Origin of the sequence: Acinetobacter sp. ABJ_C4_1 (genome assembly GCF_044538495.1) — a bacterium.
In the GTDB taxonomy this organism is placed as follows: Bacteria; Pseudomonadota; Gammaproteobacteria; order Pseudomonadales; family Moraxellaceae; genus Acinetobacter; species Acinetobacter nosocomialis_A.
Window position 1 is genome coordinate 212112 of record NZ_JBIUCQ010000005.1, and the last position, 19160, is coordinate 231271.

General features: G+C 40.5%; 15 protein-coding genes and 2 tRNA genes. 8 read left to right on the plus strand and 9 right to left on the minus strand.

The genetic code is table 11. The features are described 5' to 3' along the window. Positions 1–169: 169 nt before the first annotated feature. Positions 170–1417, plus strand: a complete 1248-nt coding sequence (locus ACIF8R_RS09120) for an SfnB family sulfur acquisition oxidoreductase (RefSeq protein ID WP_029423698.1) — start codon at positions 170–172, stop codon at positions 1415–1417. 33 nt (positions 1418–1450) lie between these two features. After that, complete coding sequence (locus ACIF8R_RS09125) at positions 1451–2701, plus strand: acyl-CoA dehydrogenase family protein (RefSeq protein ID WP_396480348.1); 1251 nt, start codon at positions 1451–1453, stop codon at positions 2699–2701. Positions 2702–2735: 34 nt separating this feature from the next. Here ACIF8R_RS09125 and abeM read toward each other — a convergent pair whose 3' ends face one another. Together abeM and ACIF8R_RS09135 are read right to left on the minus strand one after the other, a co-directional pair. Continuing rightward, positions 2736–4082: a multidrug efflux MATE transporter AbeM gene (gene abeM / locus ACIF8R_RS09130; protein ID WP_396480350.1), complete on the minus strand. Its 1347-nt coding sequence runs from the start codon at positions 4080–4082 to the stop codon at positions 2736–2738. 33 nt (positions 4083–4115) lie between these two features. Then, positions 4116–4577: a DMT family transporter gene (locus ACIF8R_RS09135; protein WP_001984522.1), complete on the minus strand. Its 462-nt coding sequence runs from the start codon at positions 4575–4577 to the stop codon at positions 4116–4118. 117 nt (positions 4578–4694) lie between these two features. On the opposite strand from ACIF8R_RS09135, the gene hemW reads away from it, so the two are divergent. Further along, the gene (gene hemW / locus ACIF8R_RS09140) at positions 4695–5849 is read left to right on the plus strand and encodes a radical SAM family heme chaperone HemW (RefSeq protein WP_396480352.1); all 1155 of its coding nucleotides are present in this window, start codon (positions 4695–4697) and stop codon (positions 5847–5849) included. Between the two features lie 51 nt (positions 5850–5900). On the opposite strand, the gene ACIF8R_RS09145 is transcribed toward hemW, so the two are convergent. Further along, on the minus strand, positions 5901–6656 hold the full coding sequence (locus ACIF8R_RS09145) for an SDR family oxidoreductase (protein WP_396480354.1): 756 nt from the start codon (positions 6654–6656) through the stop codon (positions 5901–5903). A gap of 112 nt (positions 6657–6768) precedes the next feature. Between ACIF8R_RS09145 and ACIF8R_RS09150 the strand changes: the two genes are divergently transcribed. Continuing rightward, positions 6769–7665: a LysR family transcriptional regulator gene (locus tag ACIF8R_RS09150; RefSeq protein WP_396480356.1), complete on the plus strand. Its 897-nt coding sequence runs from the start codon at positions 6769–6771 to the stop codon at positions 7663–7665. A gap of 67 nt (positions 7666–7732) precedes the next feature. On the opposite strand, the gene ACIF8R_RS09155 is transcribed toward ACIF8R_RS09150, so the two are convergent. From ACIF8R_RS09155 to ACIF8R_RS09170, 4 genes are all read right to left on the minus strand, one after another. After that, positions 7733–7808 (minus strand) — tRNA-Lys (locus ACIF8R_RS09155). Between the two features lie 22 nt (positions 7809–7830). Continuing rightward, a tRNA-Lys gene (locus ACIF8R_RS09160) sits at positions 7831–7906 on the minus strand. A gap of 184 nt (positions 7907–8090) precedes the next feature. Continuing rightward, on the minus strand, positions 8091–9932 hold the full coding sequence (locus tag ACIF8R_RS09165; protein WP_396480358.1) for a long-chain-acyl-CoA synthetase: 1842 nt from the start codon (positions 9930–9932) through the stop codon (positions 8091–8093). 192 nt (positions 9933–10124) lie between these two features. After that, positions 10125–13415 carry an Rne/Rng family ribonuclease gene (locus ACIF8R_RS09170; RefSeq protein WP_396480360.1) on the minus strand — a complete coding sequence of 1097 codons (3291 nt, stop codon included), beginning with the start codon at positions 13413–13415 and terminating at the stop codon, positions 10125–10127. Between the two features lie 722 nt (positions 13416–14137). Between ACIF8R_RS09170 and ACIF8R_RS09175 the strand changes: the two genes are divergently transcribed. The 4 genes from ACIF8R_RS09175 to ACIF8R_RS09190 all read left to right on the plus strand — a co-directional run bounded on the left by ACIF8R_RS09175 (position 14138) and on the right by ACIF8R_RS09190 (position 17161). Further along, on the plus strand, positions 14138–15070 hold the full coding sequence (locus ACIF8R_RS09175; RefSeq protein WP_212511967.1) for an RluA family pseudouridine synthase: 933 nt from the start codon (positions 14138–14140) through the stop codon (positions 15068–15070). Beyond that, positions 15067–15741 carry an HAD-IA family hydrolase gene (locus ACIF8R_RS09180; RefSeq protein WP_396480362.1) on the plus strand — a complete coding sequence of 225 codons (675 nt, stop codon included), beginning with the start codon at positions 15067–15069 and terminating at the stop codon, positions 15739–15741. Before ACIF8R_RS09175 ends, ACIF8R_RS09180 begins: the two co-directional genes overlap by 4 nt. A 70-nt stretch (positions 15742–15811) precedes the next feature. After that, positions 15812–16507 carry a helix-turn-helix transcriptional regulator gene (locus ACIF8R_RS09185; RefSeq protein ID WP_396480364.1) on the plus strand — a complete coding sequence of 232 codons (696 nt, stop codon included), beginning with the start codon at positions 15812–15814 and terminating at the stop codon, positions 16505–16507. 48 nt (positions 16508–16555) lie between these two features. Continuing rightward, positions 16556–17161 carry a glutathione S-transferase family protein gene (locus ACIF8R_RS09190; protein WP_022575817.1) on the plus strand — a complete coding sequence of 202 codons (606 nt, stop codon included), beginning with the start codon at positions 16556–16558 and terminating at the stop codon, positions 17159–17161. A gap of 54 nt (positions 17162–17215) precedes the next feature. On the opposite strand, the gene ACIF8R_RS09195 is transcribed toward ACIF8R_RS09190, so the two are convergent. Together ACIF8R_RS09195 and hcaR are read right to left on the minus strand one after the other, a co-directional pair. Next, entirely contained in the window at positions 17216–17893 is a 678-nt protein-coding gene (locus ACIF8R_RS09195) for a DUF1345 domain-containing protein (RefSeq protein WP_311069514.1), read from the minus strand. Between the two features lie 268 nt (positions 17894–18161). Continuing rightward, positions 18162–19061 (minus strand): DNA-binding transcriptional regulator HcaR, encoded by a 900-nt coding sequence (hcaR, locus tag ACIF8R_RS09200; protein ID WP_263612846.1) that lies wholly within the window; start codon positions 19059–19061, stop codon positions 18162–18164. Between the last annotated feature and the right edge of the window lie 99 nt (positions 19062–19160).

Here is a 19160-nt window from a genome sequence, read left to right on the forward strand (position 1 = left end):
TCGCATGTAAGAAAATTTTCGAAAAACAAAATGTTATTTTTAAAGTAAAAAATGTGAAAAGCTTTTCAAAATTCATTTCATAAACAAAGCTTTAATATCTATAAAGTCACTGTTTTTTTAGTGCTAAGGTGAAGGACATGTTAAATAAGAAATAGAGACAATAAAAGTTATGACCAGTCTAAATTCGTCCTATGGGCGCTCTCAAGCGGTTCCTTTATCTGTGTTTGAGCAGTCGAAAGATGCACATATTATTCGTTCTGATGAAGAAGCAATTGAGATTGCCAAGCAACTTGCTCAAGAGTTTGCACAAGAAGCATCTGATCGAGACAGAGAACGTCGTTTACCCTTAAATGAAATTCAACAGTTCTCACAAAGTGGTCTATGGGCCATTACAGTACCTAAGCAATTTGGTGGGGCGCAAGTCAAGTATCGAACTTTAGCGGAAGTGATCAAAACAATTGCGAGTGTTGACCCTTCTCTTGCTCAGTTGCCTCAAAACCACTTGGCTTTTATTGAACATTTAAGACTAGATGCGAAACCTGAACAGCAACAGTTCTTCTTTAACTTGGTGTTAAGAGGAATTCGTTTTGGGAATGCATTTTCCGAAAAACACAGTAAGACAGTAGCAGACCTCACTACCACATTAAGAAAGACCGAGCACGGTTATGAAATTAACGGCAAGAAATTCTTTGCAACGGGTGCCTTGCTCGCACATTGGATTCCAATTGTTGCTGTAAATGAACTAGGGCAACCTTATGCTGCACTTGTGCCACGTGAAACATCTGGGGTCAATATTATTAATGACTGGTCTGGTTTTGGACAACGTACTACAGCTAGCGGCACGGTAGAGCTGAATCAGGTGCCAGTACGTGAAGAATATCTAGTTCCAATTTACCAAGCATTTGAGCGCCCAACACCAGCAGGTGCTATTTCTCAGTTTATTCAGGCTGCGGTCGATGCCGGTATTGCACGTGGTGCAATTGAAGAAACGATTCAATATGTCAAAAACCATAGCCGTGCATGGATTGATTCAGGTCTGGAAAAAGCCAGTGATGACCCTTACACCATTGCAAATATTGGTGACCTAAAAATCAAACTGCGTGCAGCAGAAGCGGTATTGGATTTGGCTGGAGATGCAATTGATCAGGCCATTGCCAACACCACCGAAGAACATGTAAACCAAGCCACCCTATTAGTTGCCGAGGCAAAAGTACTCACCACAGAAATTGCTATTTTGGCAGCCAATAAACTTTTTGAGTTGTCGGGTACACGTTCTACTTTATCTGAACTCAACCTTGACCGTCACTGGCGCAATGCCCGTACCCACACTTTGCATGACCCTGTGCGTTGGAAATATCACATTGTTGGTAACTATTATCTCAATGGAGTTCAGCCACCTCGTCATGCATGGAGCTAAATTGAAAGAAAAAACAAAATTAGGAGAATAACGATGACAACAGCTCAAATTGAATTAGAAGAACTGTCGGTCGGTGCTGATTACGAAAAGGTTGCAAACAGATTCCGTCCCATTTTTGAAAAAATTGCTCAAGGCGCAATTCAACGGGAAAAAGAGCGAATCTTGCCTTTTGAACCGATTCAGTGGTTAAAAGAAGCCAAGTTGGGCGCTGTACGAATACCCCGTAAATATGGTGGAGATGGGGTTTCATTACCTCAACTGTTCCAGCTTTTGGCAGAGTTAGCAGAAGCTGACTCCAATATTGTGCAAGCTCTACGAGGTCATTTTGCATTTGTTGAAGATCGCTTGGTTGCTCATAAAGAACATTCTCAGGAAGTCTGGTTTCAGCGCTTTGTACAAGGTGATTTAGTCGGGAATGCATGGACAGAAGTTGGAAACGTACAGATCGGCGATGTCGTTACTCGTGTCACCAAAGACGCTTCGGGTAACTTGGTGGTAAATGGTGAAAAGTACTATTCAACCGGTAGTATCTTTGCAGACTGGATTGATTTATTTGCTTACGATGAAGTAAATGACCGTCATGTGATTGCTGCTATTTACCGCCTTGAAACAGGGGTGAGCGTGATTGATGACTGGGATGGTTTTGGCCAAAAGACAACGGGCAGTGGTACTTTAAAAGTACATCAGGTTCATTTGCCAGCTTCACACCTTATTCCATTTGACCAACGTTTTAAATATCAGACCGCTTTTTATCAGGTGGTGCATCTTGCAACTTTAACGGGTATTGCGCGTGCCGCGGTTGAGACGTTTAGTCAGGAAATTCGTGAACGTAAACGTATTTTTAGTCATGGTAATGGTGACTTGGTTCGTCACGACCCACAAGTTTTACAAGTGGTCGGCAAAGCCTCAGCTCAAGCGTATGCAAGTGAAGCAATTACGTTAAAAACCGCTGAGGCACTGCAAAAAGCCTATGAAAGCCATTTTGCCGAATCCGAAGTGAAAGAGCATCAATTCAATGTAGATGCCGAGCTTGAGTCGGCACAAGGGCAGGTGGTGATTTCTAATCTAGTACTCGATTTAACAAGCCAGTTATTTAATGCTTTAGGGGCATCGGCGAGCAGCCAAGTGAAACAACTTGACCGTTTTTGGCGTAATGCTCGGACAGTGTCTTCACATAATCCGCTTATTTACAAAGAAAAAGTAATTGGGGATTGGGAAGTAAACCGTACGGATTTACCATTTGTCTGGCAAATTGGAGCAAGCCCACGGGCAAAGACTGCATAAAATAAAAAAAGCCGATGTTTCATCGGCTTTTTTATTAGGTTTGACTTAAACGTTTGGTATTCAAATAGAGTCGTGAGAGCAATAAAACACAAGCAATACTTAAACCAATAATTAAACCTAACCACACACCAGCTACGCCCCAATCGGTATAACGCGCTAAATAAAGACCGATTGGAAAAGCAATTACCCAATACGCCATTAAGGTGATCCACATCGGTGCCTGAGTATCTTGCATACCTCTTAAACAGCCAGCAGCGCTGACTTGTAGGGCATCCATTAATTGATATGCCATTGCAAACCAGAGCAAATACATGGCAACCGGCACAACATTTATATCTTGAGTATAAACAGAGACAATTTGTTCACGGCCTAGAGCAATAAAAGACATGGTCAATAGAGCAAAAAATACTGCTGTGCTTAGACCAATTTTTTGTACTTGGTACATGGAAGCCCAGTTCTTTTCGCCATAATACGTCCCCACGCGAATGGTTAAAGCAATGGCAAGAGAAAGTGGAATCATAAACAATACCGAAGTGACTGAAATCGCTACTTGGTGTGCGGCAATAAAGACTTCTCCTAGAGGGCTAAGGACCAATGCCCCTGTACTAAAAATACTCACTTCAAAAAACACAGCTAAACCAATTGGCAGACCGAGCTGTAAAATTCTTTTAACCCAAGTCAGGTTAATTTTATCGAATCTGCTAAAAATAGATGTGTTTCGATAAGCCGAAGCCTTATAAATATAGCCTGCTAACGTAATGAGCATCAGCCACTGTAAAATGGATGTTGCAAAACCACAGCCTGCGCTACCCAAAGCAGGTATTGGTCCTAAGCCATACATAAAAATCATGTTAAGCGGGATTAAAACCACTAAGGCTAGTAAGCTAATGACCGTGACAGGGCGGGGATGGCCTAATGCTTCGGAATAGCCTCGTAGCGCTGCATACATGGTTACAGCGGGCATGCCCAAACCAATTGCATGTAAGAATAAACTGGCTTTAGGCTGTAAACTTTCTGGTACGCCAAACACGTGCAAGAAAAACGGCATAAGCTGCAAAATGAGCATAGCCATTACACCTAAAATAATGGCAACCCATAATGACTGACGAACAATGACAGGAATTTGCTCTGTATTTCTAGCGCCTTTTGCTTCGGCAACTAATGGTGTGGTTGCAATCATGATGCCACTGAACAAGAGCATGACTGGAATCCATAAGCCTACACCTACCGCAATAGCGGCTAAGTCTGCGGCAGATAAATGCCCAGCCATAATGGTATCAATTAACCCGAACCCTGCTTGAGCAAACTGCGTAATTAAAATAGGTAACATTAAATGGAAGAGTTGTTTTAATTCAGACCGAAACGACGTGACATTCGACACAAAAGGTACTCTTTATAAATATAAAAAATGAAACTAGCGTTGCAAGGTAAGTAATACACCAACAAAGATGACCACTCCACCTAGAAACCGTTGCCATGTAACAGGTGTCTTTTCGGTACCTAACCAGCCAAAATGGTCAAGTAACATAGAAATGACCAATTGCCCAAAAACGACTAACCCTGTAAAGGTTAAAAAACCAAGCTTAGGTGCAGTATAAATGCTCATGCTAATTGCATAAACCCCAAGAAATCCTCCGGTCCAGAGAAGCCATGGAATATTGGATATTTCACTTAAACTCGGTTTCTCGGCACTTTGGAAGAACACCATAATGGCTAAGACGATAGTACCTATGAAAAATGATAACAATGCTGCTTGCAAAGGTGAGTGTAATTGCTCACGAAGCTGAGCATTAATTGCAGTCTGAAAAGCCATGGCAACACCGATTCCCATAGCTAATGGTAAGATCAGGAAAAGTTGACTAGAGAATTTCATCATTTTTATCAATATTTAAGTATGTTTAAAAACAGTCTAAAGCAATTAAGGTATGTTTTCATAAGCCCATTGATGCAGTCATGTTAAAATAGAAATATTGTGTAAATTGGACCCTGTTCCTTGGCCGTATTAAATCCTGCTTCTGTTCCTTTATCTTTATATATCCACATGCCTTGGTGCGTGCGTAAATGTCCCTATTGCGACTTTAACTCACATGCGGTGCCTGATGGCGCGCTTTCGGCAGAACTCGAGCAAACTTATTTAAAAGCATTGGTAGCCGACTTTGAAACTCAAGTCGAGATGGCCCAAGGGCGTTCAATTCACAGTGTATTTATTGGTGGGGGAACGCCTTCACTTATTTCTGCCAAAGGTTATGCATGGCTATTTGAACAGCTTAAGTCACGGCTTAACTTTGAAGATGACTGTGAAATTACCTTAGAGGCAAATCCCGGAACATTAGAACATGACCCGTTCGCAGGCTATTTAGAGGCAGGTATTAACCGTTTGTCGATTGGTGTACAGACTTTTAATACCGATCACTTGCAAAAGCTTGGACGTATTCATTCGGCAAACAATGCTATGGATGCAATAGAGCAGGCAAGACAAGCAGGTTTTAAGCGAGTTAATGTCGATTTAATGCATGGTCTGCCTGAGCAAACGTTAGAGCAAGCACTTTATGATTTAAAGATGGCTGTAGAGCATGGCGCGACACATATCAGTTGGTATCAACTTACCATTGAGCCAAATACCGTATTTTTCCGAACTCAGCCTGTTTTACCTCAAGATGAAGTGTTAGAAGATATTCAAGAGCAAGGCGAGACTTATTTAAAAGCAAATGGCTTTATAAACTATGAAGTGTCGGCTTGGCGTAAAGAACAACCTTCAGACCATAATTTAAATTACTGGGAGTTTGGTGATTACCTTGCGATTGGTGCAGGTGCACATGGCAAAGTAACACAGCCAGATGGCGTGTATCGTTTCCAAAAGACACGTTTGCCAAAAGACTATTTAGCTAAAGTTCCTGCCGAACATTTGCAAATGAAAAAGATTGAGGCAGATGAGCTACCTTTTGAGTTTATGATGAATGCTTTACGCTTAAATGATGGAGTAAAAGCTGAGTTGTATGAGCAGCGTACAGGTTTAAGTTTAGATGACCTAAAAGAGGTACTTACTTCACTACGTTCGAGAAAGTTATTGGTAGAAGATAGTTCTCGTTTAGCTTGTACAGAGCAGGGGCATATTTTCTTAAATTCGGTACTCGAAGAGTTTTTATAATCAAATAGTCTTAAAGAAAAAGCAGCACAATGAGATGCGGCTTTTTTGATTTTAGCGAGTGGTATAACCGCCATTTGCAAAAATGGTTTGACCCGTAATCCACCAACCGTCGGTCACTAGAAAGCGAACTAGAGGTTCGATATCTTCAATTTTGGTGAGTCCACCTAAAGCTGAAGCAGATTTATGGTAAGCGACTGCTTCTGCAGACTCCTGTCCATAAAAGAAAGGTGTATCCATGGGGCCGGGTGCAACAGCAGTCACAGAAATTTGGCGATCTCCAAATTCTTTTGATGCAGCACGTGTGTAATGCTCAACAGGTGCTTTTAAACCTTCATAGGTTGAATAGAGTCCAGTGTAGGCTGCAAGAAGAGAAGTCACGATTGAACAAATCTTGCCGCCGTTATTTAAATGACGACCTGCCGATTGAATAAAGAAATAGGCAATTTTTGAGTTGATATCGCTCATGCTATCAAACTCTTGTTCGGTGGTTTCTAAAAATGATTTCTTTAAAACCTTTCCAACTGTATTAATGGCAATATCAATTCCACCAAAATGCTGTTTGGTATCTACGAAAAGTTTTTCGATGTTATCGATATGAGTTAGGTCTGCCTGAATTAAAACAGCATCTACACCGAATGCTTTTACATCTGCGAGTGTTTGTTCGGCATCCGCTTGTGTTTCTGAACTATTGTAGTGAATTGCGATTTTTGCGCCTTGTTCTGCAAATTTACGGCTAATGAGTCCACCTAAGTTTTTTGCACCGCCAGTAATCAGTACAATTTTATCTTTAAGTGTATGAGTTGCCATGATGGTTGTTCCTATGATGACTTGTTTTAATGTGTTTTTAGTCTAGATTGGCGGTAATTTTTGATCAATTATGCTAGTTTGGTTTAACTATTCAGAAAATACGAACAATTAAATGGATCGGTTGCAGCAATTTTTTATTTTTACAGAAGTCGCTAAACGGCAAAGCTTTAGTGAAGTGGCACATCGACTCGATCTACCTCGCTCAACGGTAACCAGTGCCATTCAACAACTTGAAACTCACTATGGAGTACGCTTATTTCACCGCACCACCCGTAAAGTCAGTCTTACTCAAGATGGACAGCGAATATTGCCAGAGTGCCAAAACCTGTTGTTTGACTATGAACAATTAGAACAACTGATCCAGACGCAAAAACAGCATTATCGCGGCACATTAAAAATTTCAATGCCCAGTCGGATTGTGCATCAAGTGATTATTCCTGATCTATCAGATTTTTATCAACGCTATCCGGATATTCATCTGCAGCTCAATAGTTCTGATGATATGACTGACTTAATTGAAAAGGGGATTGACTGTGTTGTTCGGGTAGGTGAGCTAGATAGCAGCAGTTTAATTGCAAGATTGATTGGTCATTTGGTCATGGTGAACTGTGCAAGTCCCCATTACTTAAAAGAGTATGGTACGCCTGAACAACTAGAAGATTTATCTCAGCACAAACTGATTAACTATGCTGGAGCCGTAGGCGAAAAGCAGGGTGAATTTGTATATCAGGGGGGAACCGTGAAGATGGATAGTATTTTAAGCGTAAATAATACCGAAGCTTATAGTACTGCGGCCTGTGCAGGTTTGGGGATTATTCAAGTTCCTTACTATGATGTTCAAGACAAGATTGAGCAGGGAATCTTGGTTGAGGTGCTTAGTGCTTATAGTGCACCATCACTTCCACTTAATATTTTATATCCGAACCGAAGTTATATTCCAAAGCGATTAGAAGTTTTTATGAATTGGGTAGGAGAGGTTTTAAATCGCAAATGCATCGTCATCTTTTAGTCATAAAAAGAAAATAAGATAACAATAAAAAAAAAGCCTCTCAAATTGTGAGAGGCTTTTTAGAATTTGGTGGGTCGTCCGCGACTCGAACGCGGGACCAACGGATTAAAAGTCCGCTGCTCTACCAACTGAGCTAACGACCCAAATAGGTTCAAAACAGATAAGTGGTGGGTCGTCCGCGACTCGAACGCGGGACCAACGGATTAAAAGTCCGCTGCTCTACCAACTGAGCTAACGACCCTGAACAAACATTCAAATATCATTTGAATGTGAAGTGCAAGATAACTAAAAGTTTTCTAACACCACCTTTGTTTTGATGTCGCGTATTTTAGCAAGTTATTCAACTAACACAAGAGGAAATTTAAAAACATTTGCATGATTGCCTATAAAAAGCACGATTTCCTCTTGTTTAGCTAAAAAATGAACTAAAAACGGTATTTATATGCCTGAATATTGTCAAAAATTTCAGTTGTGATGTCACAGTAACTGCTTGCACCAGGCAATAAAGCGAGTAAACGTTCAGAAGTTTTGCTCGGATTAAACGCATCTTCTTTCAGTTTATTCTTCTGATATTTAAAAGTACCTGTTGTTTCGACCTTTTTTTGTACACGTAAAAACACCGGTATAGCATAAGCAGGCAAACACTTCTTAAATACAGATACCATTTCGGTTAAATCTGCATCATTTAGCTCTTCACCATCTGCGAGAGTGATCGCTGCCATACCGGCACGGCCATTGGTATTTGGAATTTCTACCCCATAAACGACAGCTTCTGCAATTTTGTCGTATTCGCATACCATGTTTTCAACTTCAGTCGTTGATACGTTTTCACCTTTCCAGCGGAAAGTGTCGCCTAGACGGTCCACAAATTGAGCATGACGGAAACCAATATCTCGAACTAAATCACCGGTGTTGAAATAAGAGTCGCCTTTTTTGAACACATCTTTCCAAATCACTGATTTGTTCTTTTCAGGGTCTGTATAACCATCAAATGGAGAGCGACTAGTAATTTTGCCAATTAATAGGCCCACTTCACCTGCTTTAACTTTTTGACACCAGCCGTTTTTATCGCGGATTGGTTCATTTTTCTCTTTATCGAACTGAACAATGGCATATGGTGTAGGAGAGAAGCCAACTGTGTTGTCAAAGTTGAAAATATTGCTAAATCCAACGTTACCTTCGCTTGATGCATACAGTTCAAGAACTTCTTTAACACCGAAACGTTGTTTGAATTTGTCCCAGATATTTGGGCGCATACCATTACCGATCATTTTGGTGACACGGTGGTTACGGTCTAGTTCGGTAACAGGAGCATCCATTAAGTAGCGACAAAGTTCGCCAACATAACCAATTGCAGACGCATTAAATTTTTGAACGTCTTTCCAGAATGCGCTGGTCGAATATTTACGTCGAATTGCAAGTGTTGCACTGCCTGCGATGACGCCACACCAGCAAACCACCACACCTGTTGCATGGTAAAGCGGTAAGGTGACGTACATAACGTCATCTGGGCCTAAGTTTAAGATGTGGCCATAAGTGCCATACGCTAATGTCCAGCGACTATGCTTGAAAATAACAGCCTTTGGTAAACCTGTTGTACCAGACGTATAGATATAGAACAGACCATCATTACCCGTCACAGAACGAGTAGTCGATGGGTTGAATTTTGGAAATTGATCAATTTGTTCAGCTAGATTCGCATAATCTTGAGGTGCTGTACCTGAGTTTTGACGAGTTGCTTGATCTGCGAACCAATGGAAACGGTCTTTAGGCACATTTAAGTCTTGGCGAATTTCATCAATAGCAGCTCGAACTTCTTCACCAGCAATAACGGCAATTGGTTTTACTAGATTGATGCTATGAGCGAGAACTTTACCGACTTGGGAGGTATTCACAAGTGCAATGGTCACCCCAATTTTAGCTAAACCAACAATTGTTGCGATTAGCTCAGAGCGGTTTTCAATCATTACAGCAATGACGTCCCCTTTACGCGCTCCGAGGGAAAGGTAGTAATGGGAAATCTGGTTTGCCCATTCATTTAAAGCTTCATAAGAATAACTTTGATCTTCAAATAATAATGCCGTGCCTTTCGGATTTCGTTTAACAGCTTTTTCAAAAGCAATACCCAAACCTGTTGGAGTATGTGATGTTCTTAAATAAGCCTGTTTAAGACCATTTAGGATATGGGGTACTTTGGGAATGAAGCTAGGAAGTCTTGTGGCAACATCACCAAGCGTAATGATATCGGTCTGTGTTGTCTGGCTCATATCAATCCTATTTATTTTTCGATCAATCCAAAAAAGGTTGTGTGGGCAAAAAGTCCAATAGTTTTCATGGTTCACCATGCTTTTAAAACTTTTCTTCTAGTGCAATCAACCTAATTGGTTAAAAATAACAAAAAAAACCTAGTCATCGAAATGACTAGGTTTGTTTAAATTAGCTGCAATTGAGCAAATGGCTTACTCAGCTACAGGATTAGCTTTTTTTGGCGGACGGCCACGAGGACGACGAGGGCGACTTGGTTTGTCCTTGTCGGCTTTAGCGTCTTCTGACTCAGCATCAGCTGTTGCTTCAGTTGGAGCTGCTGTTTCTTCAACGGCTGCTTTCGCTTTGCTTGCTGCTTTTGATGGTGCAGGTTCTTTTGCTACAGGAGCTTCAGGCTGTGCAACTTCAGTTGACTGATCAAGCTCAAGCGGTTGTTGCTTTGATTCAACAGGCGCTTGTGTTTCAGCAACAGGAGTAACAACAGTTTCTTCTACTACAGGAGCAGGCGCAGCTACTTCTTCTTGAGTAGAGTGTTGTTGTTTCACTTGCTCAAATGCTTGTTCCGCAGCTAATTTTGCTAAACGGCGACGTTCACGTGGGTCATTTGCAACACGTGGGGTCGGTGCTTGCGATGGAGTAAGCGGAAGCACTGGTGCTGGTTCTGCTTCTTCAGCTGGTTTATGGCTTGGAAGTTCTGCATCACGAGTTACCGGTTTTTTCTCTTCTGCTTCAGAAGTTACTTCAACTACTAAGGTACTTGCGTACTGTTCTGCAAACTTCTGCAAAGCACGATTAAACGTTGGTACTAAACCAAATTGTTCAATCAATACAGTGCAGTCTTCACCATATACATGACGAATTAAGCTACCAATTGTGTATTGTGCCAAAGTTGGAATTTGCGATGGCGCAATAGATGGAACAGCAGCTTTAGCTTGTTTAGCCTCACGTTGCTGACGACGACGCATACGAGGGTCATTGCTAGCACGTTGGATTTGTGGCTGAGCAGCTTGTTCAGTTGGCTGAGCTTCATTTTTTGCTTCAGCAACAACAGCTTTCTCTTCTACAGCAGGAGCTGGTGTTGGCTCTGGAGCAACTTCAGCAGGAGCAGACACAACTTCAACTTGACGTTCAGGTGTAAGCGCAACAATTTCGCTTTGACCTTGATCAACATTGATAATTAAAGCAGTGTTCATGACATCATGCTTAGGCGCATCAATCACATCAACTTTAATTTGTTTTTCATCAACAACAACTGGTGCCGGCGTATTTTGATTTTCATTTAATACGCTTGGATCGCGGTGGCGATTTGGACGGTTTGGACGTTGTTGATTATTGCGATCACGACGTGGAACAACATTTTCAGTTTGTTGTACATCATTATTTTGATGTTGCTGATCTTGCTGTTGTTGACGTTTTTGCTGACGCTTTAACTCACGTTGCTCTTGGCGTGACAACTGAACCACTTCTTCATGAACTTGGTGTTGTTGTTCATGAGCCTGATGATGTTGTTCACGTTGCTCTTTATGTTTACGCTTTTTGTTGTTCTGACGTTGTTGTTGAGATTTATCATCTTTTTCAACATGTTCACGAACTTCTTGTTTCACAGGTGATTGTGAAATATAAGCGTTATTTGTTTGAACTGGTGCAACTTCTGCAACAGCAGGTACAGCTACTTGACCGAACTGACCACGGCTAACAGCACCAGTATTTACCATTTGCTCAATTGCAGCAGCTGCATTTTGTGCTGAACGAGATTGATCAACAGTTTGCGCTTGTTTTTGAACAAATAAGTTTTCTAACCATGCACAAGGACTTGCTGCTTTTTGAGCTGCAGGCTGTTGTGCTACAGGTTGAGTTGCATGGCTTGTCTTTTTCTGAGCAGAACCATTTTTTGAAGCAGGAGCTGTTACATGAGCATGTCCATGATCTGCTTCTTCTAAATGCCATTCAGAAGACTCATAACCTAACTCTTTCTCACTCGAACGAGTTGCTTCAGTACGTTCATAGCTAGATGGAGCAAAACCGTCTGGGTTATAAGCAATTTCGTAATGTGGAGTTTCTAAGTGTGGGTGAGGTAATACAGTTACGCGTACACCAGAAGTTTGCTCTAAATACACCAGACTATGGCGCTTTTCATTAAGCAAGAAGGCTGCAATTTCAACTGGAACTTCAACTTGAACTTCACCATGACGTTCACGAAGAGCAATCTCTTCAACTTTACGCATGATTGAAAGAGAAAGCGAACGTAGGTCACGAACCATGCCTGTACCATGACAGCGAGGGCATACATAACCTGTTGCTTCTTCAAGCGATGGACGTAAACGTTGACGGCTCATTTCCATTAAGCCAAAACGAGACAACTGACCGAACTGGATGCGGGCACGATCGCTCTGGGTTGCTTCACGAAGTTTTGCTTCAACCATACGTTGGTTGCGTTCTTTAGTCATATCGATGAAGTCGATGACAACTAAACCGCCAATATCACGAAGACGAAGTTGACGAGCAATTTCTTCTGCTGCTTCAAGGTTGGTGTTCAGTGCAGTTTCTTCAACATCATGTCCGCGAGTTGATTTCGCAGAGTTAATGTCGATTGAAACTAAAGCTTCAGTCTGGTCAATCACGATTGAACCACCAGAAGGAAGTTTTACTTCACGCTCGTAAGCAGTTTGAATTTGGCTTTCAATACCAAAATGAGCGAACAATGGCTCGTTTAAAGTATAAGTTTTTAATTTGTCTAATTGACGTGGCATCACTGCTTTAACAAAGTTATATGCTTCGTTATAAGCTTGCTCGCTATCAATTAAGATTTCAGCAACGTCATCACGTAAGTAATCACGAATCGCACGTGTTACAACGCCAGCTTCCTGATGAACAAGCATCGGAGAAGGGCCTGAACTTGCTGTACTTTGAATTTGTGCCCAAAGGTCAAGCAAGTGTTGTAAATCGAGCTGTAATTCTTCTTGAGTACGGCCAATACCAGCGGTACGTACAATAACGCTCATACCACGAGGTACATTTAAAGATGCCAAGATTTCTTTTAACTCTTCACGCACTGAACCTGAAATTTGACGGCTAATACCACCACCTTTCGGGTTGTTTGGCATAAGAACCAAATAACGGCCTGCAAGAGAAATAAAAGTAGAAAGGGCTGCACCTTTATTACCACGTTCTTCTTTTTCAACCTGAACTAAAAGCTCTGTGCCTTCAGTAATAAGTTCACGAATGTTTGAAGTTTGACGTGGGTCTGCCTGAAAATAGCTATTCGCAATTTCACGCATAGATAAGAAGCCTTGACGACCTGCGCCGTATTCAACAAAAACAGCTTCTAATGAAGGTTCTACGCGGGTGACATGGCCTTTATAGATATTGGATTTTTTCTGTTCTCGGGTACGATTCTCTAAATCAAAATCGTAAAGACGATTACCAGTGATAAGTGCAACGCGAACTTCTTCGGCATGAGTTGCATTAATCAACATACGTTTCATGGGTGTGACACCTAATAGTGACTCACACAAACAAACCTAACAAACTTAAAGGTTCTGAACGAACATCGAACATGACGGATCATTTCCCAGATCTCAAAATACTTGTGGTCTGAGTCATCTGTTACCGGCTACATTTAGCCTTAGCTTCGATTCTCGTCTGTGATGTAGGCAATACTGCTTCAACCTTTAAATCGGAATTCCCTTTTGCTTCACTGGCGGGTGAGCGGTGCATTGGTTAATGACTTTCACTGTCATTGGGCGCGAAGTGACTTCTTTATTGGAAGTTTGATACGGAATGCTCATCGTATCGGTGCTTTCGGCAGTTCCAATGCATCAACGCTTTAGCCTGAAGGCAACATTAAGGATCGATTTGTCTGATGTGTATCAGTTTACGTTCCATAACCAACTAGAGTTGGTAACATATTTTTTTGAACAAACTGAATTAAACGCAACAGTTTGTCATTTTGCCGATATAATAAGCCTTCGGCGTCGGCATAATTCTTTAGGACCTGTCCGAGCTGGTGATGAAAGCATCATTTTGATTGAGGTTTCAATCAGGGAAATTTCCCTTTAGATGTTCACTTACGGTGGTATCCGTGCGCTGACTATATCAAACCTTGCAGCATCTGCCTATGGGCTAAGCTTAGATTTCTTGTGAAAAAACTAAGCTAATCGGTCATTTATTAATCAAATTTCGTAAAATTTCAGGTTTAAATATTAGTATGAATTCTACACAGCAATGGCAAAGTGTCACTTGGTTTGAGGTGGATGAGCATCAAGCAGGACAACGAATCGATAATTTCCTGTTTTCACGTTTGAAGGGTGTACCAAAGAGTCGAATTTATCGTTTGATTCGTGAAGGTCAGGTTCGCGTAAATAAAAAACGTATTAAAGCCGAGACCAAACTTGCTATTGGGGACCAGATTCGCGTTGCTCCTATTCGCTATGAGCAAAAAGATGAAACTGCTGTTCCTGTAAGCGACGGTGTGGCACAAAGTTTATTAAGCCGTGTAGTTTACGAAGATGAAGGACTATTAGTTGTAAATAAACCATCAGGTATTGCCGTACATGGTGGTAGTGGTGTGGCATATGGTTTGATTGAGGCACTACGCGCGGCGACAGGTAAAAAATATTTAGAATTGATTCACCGTATTGACCGTGACACATCTGGTCTGGTCATGATTAGTAAAAAGCGTAGCACTTTAAAGTTGCTACAAGATATGTTGCGTGAACACAAAATTCGTAAGACCTATGCAGCCATTGTAAAAGGTCAGGTGAGCCTTGATAAACAACTTATTGATGCGCCTTTATTTCGTTACGAGTTACCAAATGGCGAGCGTCGTGTACGTGTATCTAAAGAAGGTAAGCCAAGTAAAACTGAATGGGTGGTTGCAGAACGCTTTAAAAATGCCACGTTGGTACATGCTTCACCTCTATCAGGCCGTACTCATCAAATTCGTGTACATGGTTTAAGTATTGGACATCCCTTGGTGGGTGATGATAAATATGGACACAACACTGCTTATGCGGGTCCTGAAGCACGCCGTTTGTGTTTACATGCGATGCGTTTAGATATTCCGGGTTATCCGACGATTGAAGCACCTTTACCAGAAGACATGACCCAGTTATTAGAGGCTTTGAGAGTAGCAAAATGAGTCTGAAAACCGAATTAGTGATTTTTGACTGGGATGGTACTTTATATAATTCTGTTGGTCAGATTGTTGCAAGTTTACAGCATGCGGCAGAGCAGCATGAGTTAACTCTGACTGATGAAGCTGCAAAAAGTATTATCGGTTTAGGTTTACCGGAAGTGATGCAAACTTTATTTCCGGAAGCGCCAGAGCTACATGAATCGATTTTAAAAGCATATGGCGATCACTATATTGCAAACTCGACAAGTGATGCATGGTTTGAGGGTATTTCTGAGCTACTCCATGATTTAAAAGCCCAAGGTTTAAAACTTGCTGTAGCGACAGGTAAAAACCGCCGTGGTTTAGACCGTGTGATTGCAAAAACACAAAGTACTCATTTGTTTGATGTTACTCGCGCAGCCAATGAAACTCGTTCAAAACCAGATCCACTCATGTTGCAAGAAATATTGACTGTAACTGGAGTAAGTGTCGAGCGTGCAGTCATGATTGGCGATAGTAGCTATGATCTTGAGATGGCACAGCGTTTAGGTATGCCACGTATTGGTGTTGGCTATGGTGTGCATTCGATCGAAGTTCTACAACAGTTTCAGCCTTTAATGATTGCTAAAGATGTACCTGAGCTGCATAACTTTTTAAGAGGGTACGCAAAGTTATCTAATGCAGATGTAGCGTAATTTAGAATGATATAAGAAGGGGGAATTTATTCCCTCTTATTGTATGTCCAATAACAATAAGACGAGAAAAATGAGCCGTTCTATTCGTTTGTTAAATCTTTTACAACAACTTCGTGAATTCCGTTATCCAGTTACTGCTCAAGTCTTGGCTGAACGCATGGGAATTAGTGTTCGTAGTATTTACCGTGATATTGATAGTCTACGTGCCCAAGGTGTGAGAATTGATGCATCGGCGGGTTTAGGGTTTCAGCTTAAAGAAGATATTGTATTGCCACCAATGACGCTCAATGAAAATGAAGTTGAAGCTATTTTTTTGGCGTTGTATTGGTTGAAGAGTGTGCCTGATCAATCTTTACAATCGGCATCTACTTCAATCTTAGCTAAATTAAATTCTGTTTTGCCTGAGCATCGTCAATATTTATTACAGCAGACGACTTTAAGAGCATTTAACACTTGGCTGCCTGTAGATGAAAAACAAGTCGAACAGATACGTTTAGCCATTCGGCAGCAAGTCAAAATTTTGATGCATTATCATGATGAACAACAGCGAAGTAGCGTTCGAACTTTGTGGCCTTTTGCCTTGGGTTATTTTAATGACAAAATTGTGTTGGCTGCATGGTGTGAACTAAGACAGGACTTTCGGCATTTTAGAATGGATCGTATTCAACACTTGAGTTTAACCCAAGAGTTATATCCATCATTTAAACAGCAACTTTTCCAGCAGTGGTGGGCACAAGAGTCGAAAAGGACTACTGACAAAAACTGACAAAAGATACTTGTAGACTAGCATCACCATAAACAAGGAGCCATAAAAATGAGCCTTAAACTTTATACTAACAAAGAATCGCGTGGTGTAGTTATCGACTGGCTTTTAGTCGAGCTTGGTGTTGAATGTGAGCGTATTGAGGTCGCATACCGAACTGAGATGAAATCACCAGAATATTTAAAACTTAATCCTTTTGGAAAAGTACCTGTATTGGTAGATGGCGATGTCGTTATTTATGAGTTAGGGGCAATTTGTGCATATCTAGCGGACAAGTTTAGTGACAAAGGTTTAGCACCAGCCTTGAATGATCCAAAGCGTGGTTTGTACTATCGCTGGTTGTTTATGATGGCAGGCCCTTGGGAAGCAGCTGGCGTCGATAAAGCGTTAGGAATACAAGTAACTCCTGAGCAAAAAATGTTTGTTGGTTATGGTGATTACAACGATGCTTACCAAGCTTTGGTTCAAGGATTAAGTGAAGCAAATCCATATTTATGTGGTGAACAGTTCACCGCAGCAGATGTAAGTGTCGGTGCAATGCTGCTATGGCAATTAAAAATGAATGCGATTGAATCACATCCTGCCATTACCCGTTATGTTGAAACGATCAAACAACGCGAAGGCTTAAAGCAAAGTACTATGGGGCAACTGCTGTAAACCGAATATTTTTACAAGTCACCCAAATGGGTGACTTTTTAATTTCAAATGACTTTAATTTGTAAGAAAGCCAGCAGCCACGTTAATACAAATCGCCAAAATGGTCGTGTTAAAGCCAAATGCGAGTACGATATGAAATAAGTTGAGCAAACGCATATGTCTGGTGGTGACCGATACATCTGCTGTTTGTGCTGAGGTACCAATAATATAACTAAAATACAAAAAGTCGGGATACGTTGGATTTTTGGTTCCCGGAAACTCTAGTCCACCATTTTCTTCATTTCTGGACAAAGCCATATAAAAATCGTGAGCATAATGTAGAGCAAAAACGGTATGCATAAAAAGCCATGCTGAAACAATGGTGAGCAAAGCCAAAGCGACATGTCCTAATTTTGCATAATGATCAGAGGGCAACTGAGATAGCTGTACTAAAATAGCAACCAGACACATAGAAATTGCAAGTAAAACAATGAGCATAATGACCCATTTACTTTCGTCTTGTTTTTTAGCTTGCTGTTGCATTTGTGAATGATCGGCACTTTTCATCAGTTTCCAAACATGGAGTAAATACAAACTGATAGCACCATTCCAACTTGCCAATAAAATGGTAGACCATTTCCATGAAGTGAACCATGTCAGTAAACTCGCGGCAATAAAACCAACAAATAAAGCAATAAAGAAGTGAGGGCGGTTTTGTATACTACGTCCTAAGTGCTGTAATAGTCCTACCATTTAATCAACGCTCCTTATGCTTATAGTAAATATATTATTTTTTACTGTTTGGTTAATTTAACATTAAGTTTTATATATGCTTTATACCTTAGATTATCTTTTTTATTTTAATATTTATTGATAATCTAAAATATAAGAAAACTTATTGCAAATTAATTAATCGATAAAAAGTATCAAATAAATTTCAATTTAATTTACTTCATACTTTAATTTAGATTCTTTAGACCATTTATTATTTAATAATAAAGATATATTTACTCGATAGTGCTTAATCTAGATTTTTGTCGAGATGGAATACTTTATTGAGTTGATCAATAAACTTTTTAACACCTACAGACTCTGTATTTTTACGATAACTCACAAATAAATCTAAAGATGGTAATTCAACATCTAAAGGACGAACTACAGTATTAGAAACACCTAAAGGTGCGACATAAGCTGGTAAAATCGTACAGCCTAAACCTGAACCAATAGAATTAATATTGAGTAAAATACTATCGGCCTTTTGTACTATATTCAGGTCAATACCATTGGTTTTCGTAAATTCCAAAATCGTATTGTGTAGAGTGTTAGATTGTTCAGCAGCAGGAATAATAAAATCAATACCATGCAGTGCTTTTACTGGAATACGTTCGTATTTGGCGAGTGGATGATTTCTTGGTAATAAAAAAATTAAAGGTTCTGTTAAAACAAATTGGCTTTGTATTTCATCAGTTTCAGTATTTTCACGGGTAAACGTGATATCAAGCTCACCTCTTTTTAGAGCTTTGAGTTGCTCTGTATTGTTTAAACTTGATAACTCGATGGTAAGGTCAGGATGTTGTAAGCGTAGATTTGGAAGTACGTATGGGAAAATTTTCATTTCTGCAATGGGGACGAAACCAATACGTAATAATTGCTGTTTCGCCTTTGAGACTTGGCGTGCCATTGCTACTGCTTTATCTGCTTGAGCAAGCGTTAAACGAGCATGCTCTAAAAATACTTCACCTTCTTCTGTTAACTCGACCTTACGTTTTGTGCGGTTTAAAAGTCGTACCCCGACATCTTCTTCTAAATCTTTAATTTGTTGACTAAGAGAGGGTTGAGCAGTATAGAGTTTGAGAGCGGCCTTACTAAAATTTAATTCTTCAGCAACAGTGATGAAATATCGAAGATGGCGTAATTCCATAAGACTAATCCAAAAAATGTCTTACTATGATTTAAGTAAAGTATAAAGCATAAAACTATATAGCGTGAAGGTGGTTTAGATATTTATAAAATAAATGAA

Bases quoted from the DNA above. Each gene is read 5' to 3' on its own strand.
- ACIF8R_RS09180 (WP_396480362.1), top strand. From the start codon at position 15,067: ATGAGTCTGAAAACCGAATTAGTGATTTTTGACTGGGATGGTACTTTA.
- ACIF8R_RS09190 (WP_022575817.1), top strand. From the start codon at position 16,556: ATGAGCCTTAAACTTTATACTAACAAAGAATCGCGTGGTGTAGTTATC.
- ACIF8R_RS09135 (WP_001984522.1), bottom strand. From the start codon at position 4,577: ATGATGAAATTCTCTAGTCAACTTTTCCTGATCTTACCATTAGCTATG.
- ACIF8R_RS09125 (WP_396480348.1), top strand. From the start codon at position 1,451: ATGACAACAGCTCAAATTGAATTAGAAGAACTGTCGGTCGGTGCTGAT.
- ACIF8R_RS09145 (WP_396480354.1), bottom strand. From the start codon at position 6,656: ATGGCAACTCATACACTTAAAGATAAAATTGTACTGATTACTGGCGGT.
- ACIF8R_RS09120 (WP_029423698.1), top strand. From the start codon at position 170: ATGACCAGTCTAAATTCGTCCTATGGGCGCTCTCAAGCGGTTCCTTTA.
- hcaR (WP_263612846.1), bottom strand. From the start codon at position 19,061: ATGGAATTACGCCATCTTCGATATTTCATCACTGTTGCTGAAGAATTA.
- ACIF8R_RS09175 (WP_212511967.1), top strand. From the start codon at position 14,138: ATGAATTCTACACAGCAATGGCAAAGTGTCACTTGGTTTGAGGTGGAT.
- ACIF8R_RS09150 (WP_396480356.1), top strand. From the start codon at position 6,769: ATGGATCGGTTGCAGCAATTTTTTATTTTTACAGAAGTCGCTAAACGG.
- ACIF8R_RS09185 (WP_396480364.1), top strand. From the start codon at position 15,812: ATGAGCCGTTCTATTCGTTTGTTAAATCTTTTACAACAACTTCGTGAA.
- ACIF8R_RS09165 (WP_396480358.1), bottom strand. From the start codon at position 9,932: ATGAGCCAGACAACACAGACCGATATCATTACGCTTGGTGATGTTGCC.
- ACIF8R_RS09195 (WP_311069514.1), bottom strand. From the start codon at position 17,893: ATGGTAGGACTATTACAGCACTTAGGACGTAGTATACAAAACCGCCCT.
- ACIF8R_RS09170 (WP_396480360.1), bottom strand. From the start codon at position 13,415: ATGAAACGTATGTTGATTAATGCAACTCATGCCGAAGAAGTTCGCGTT.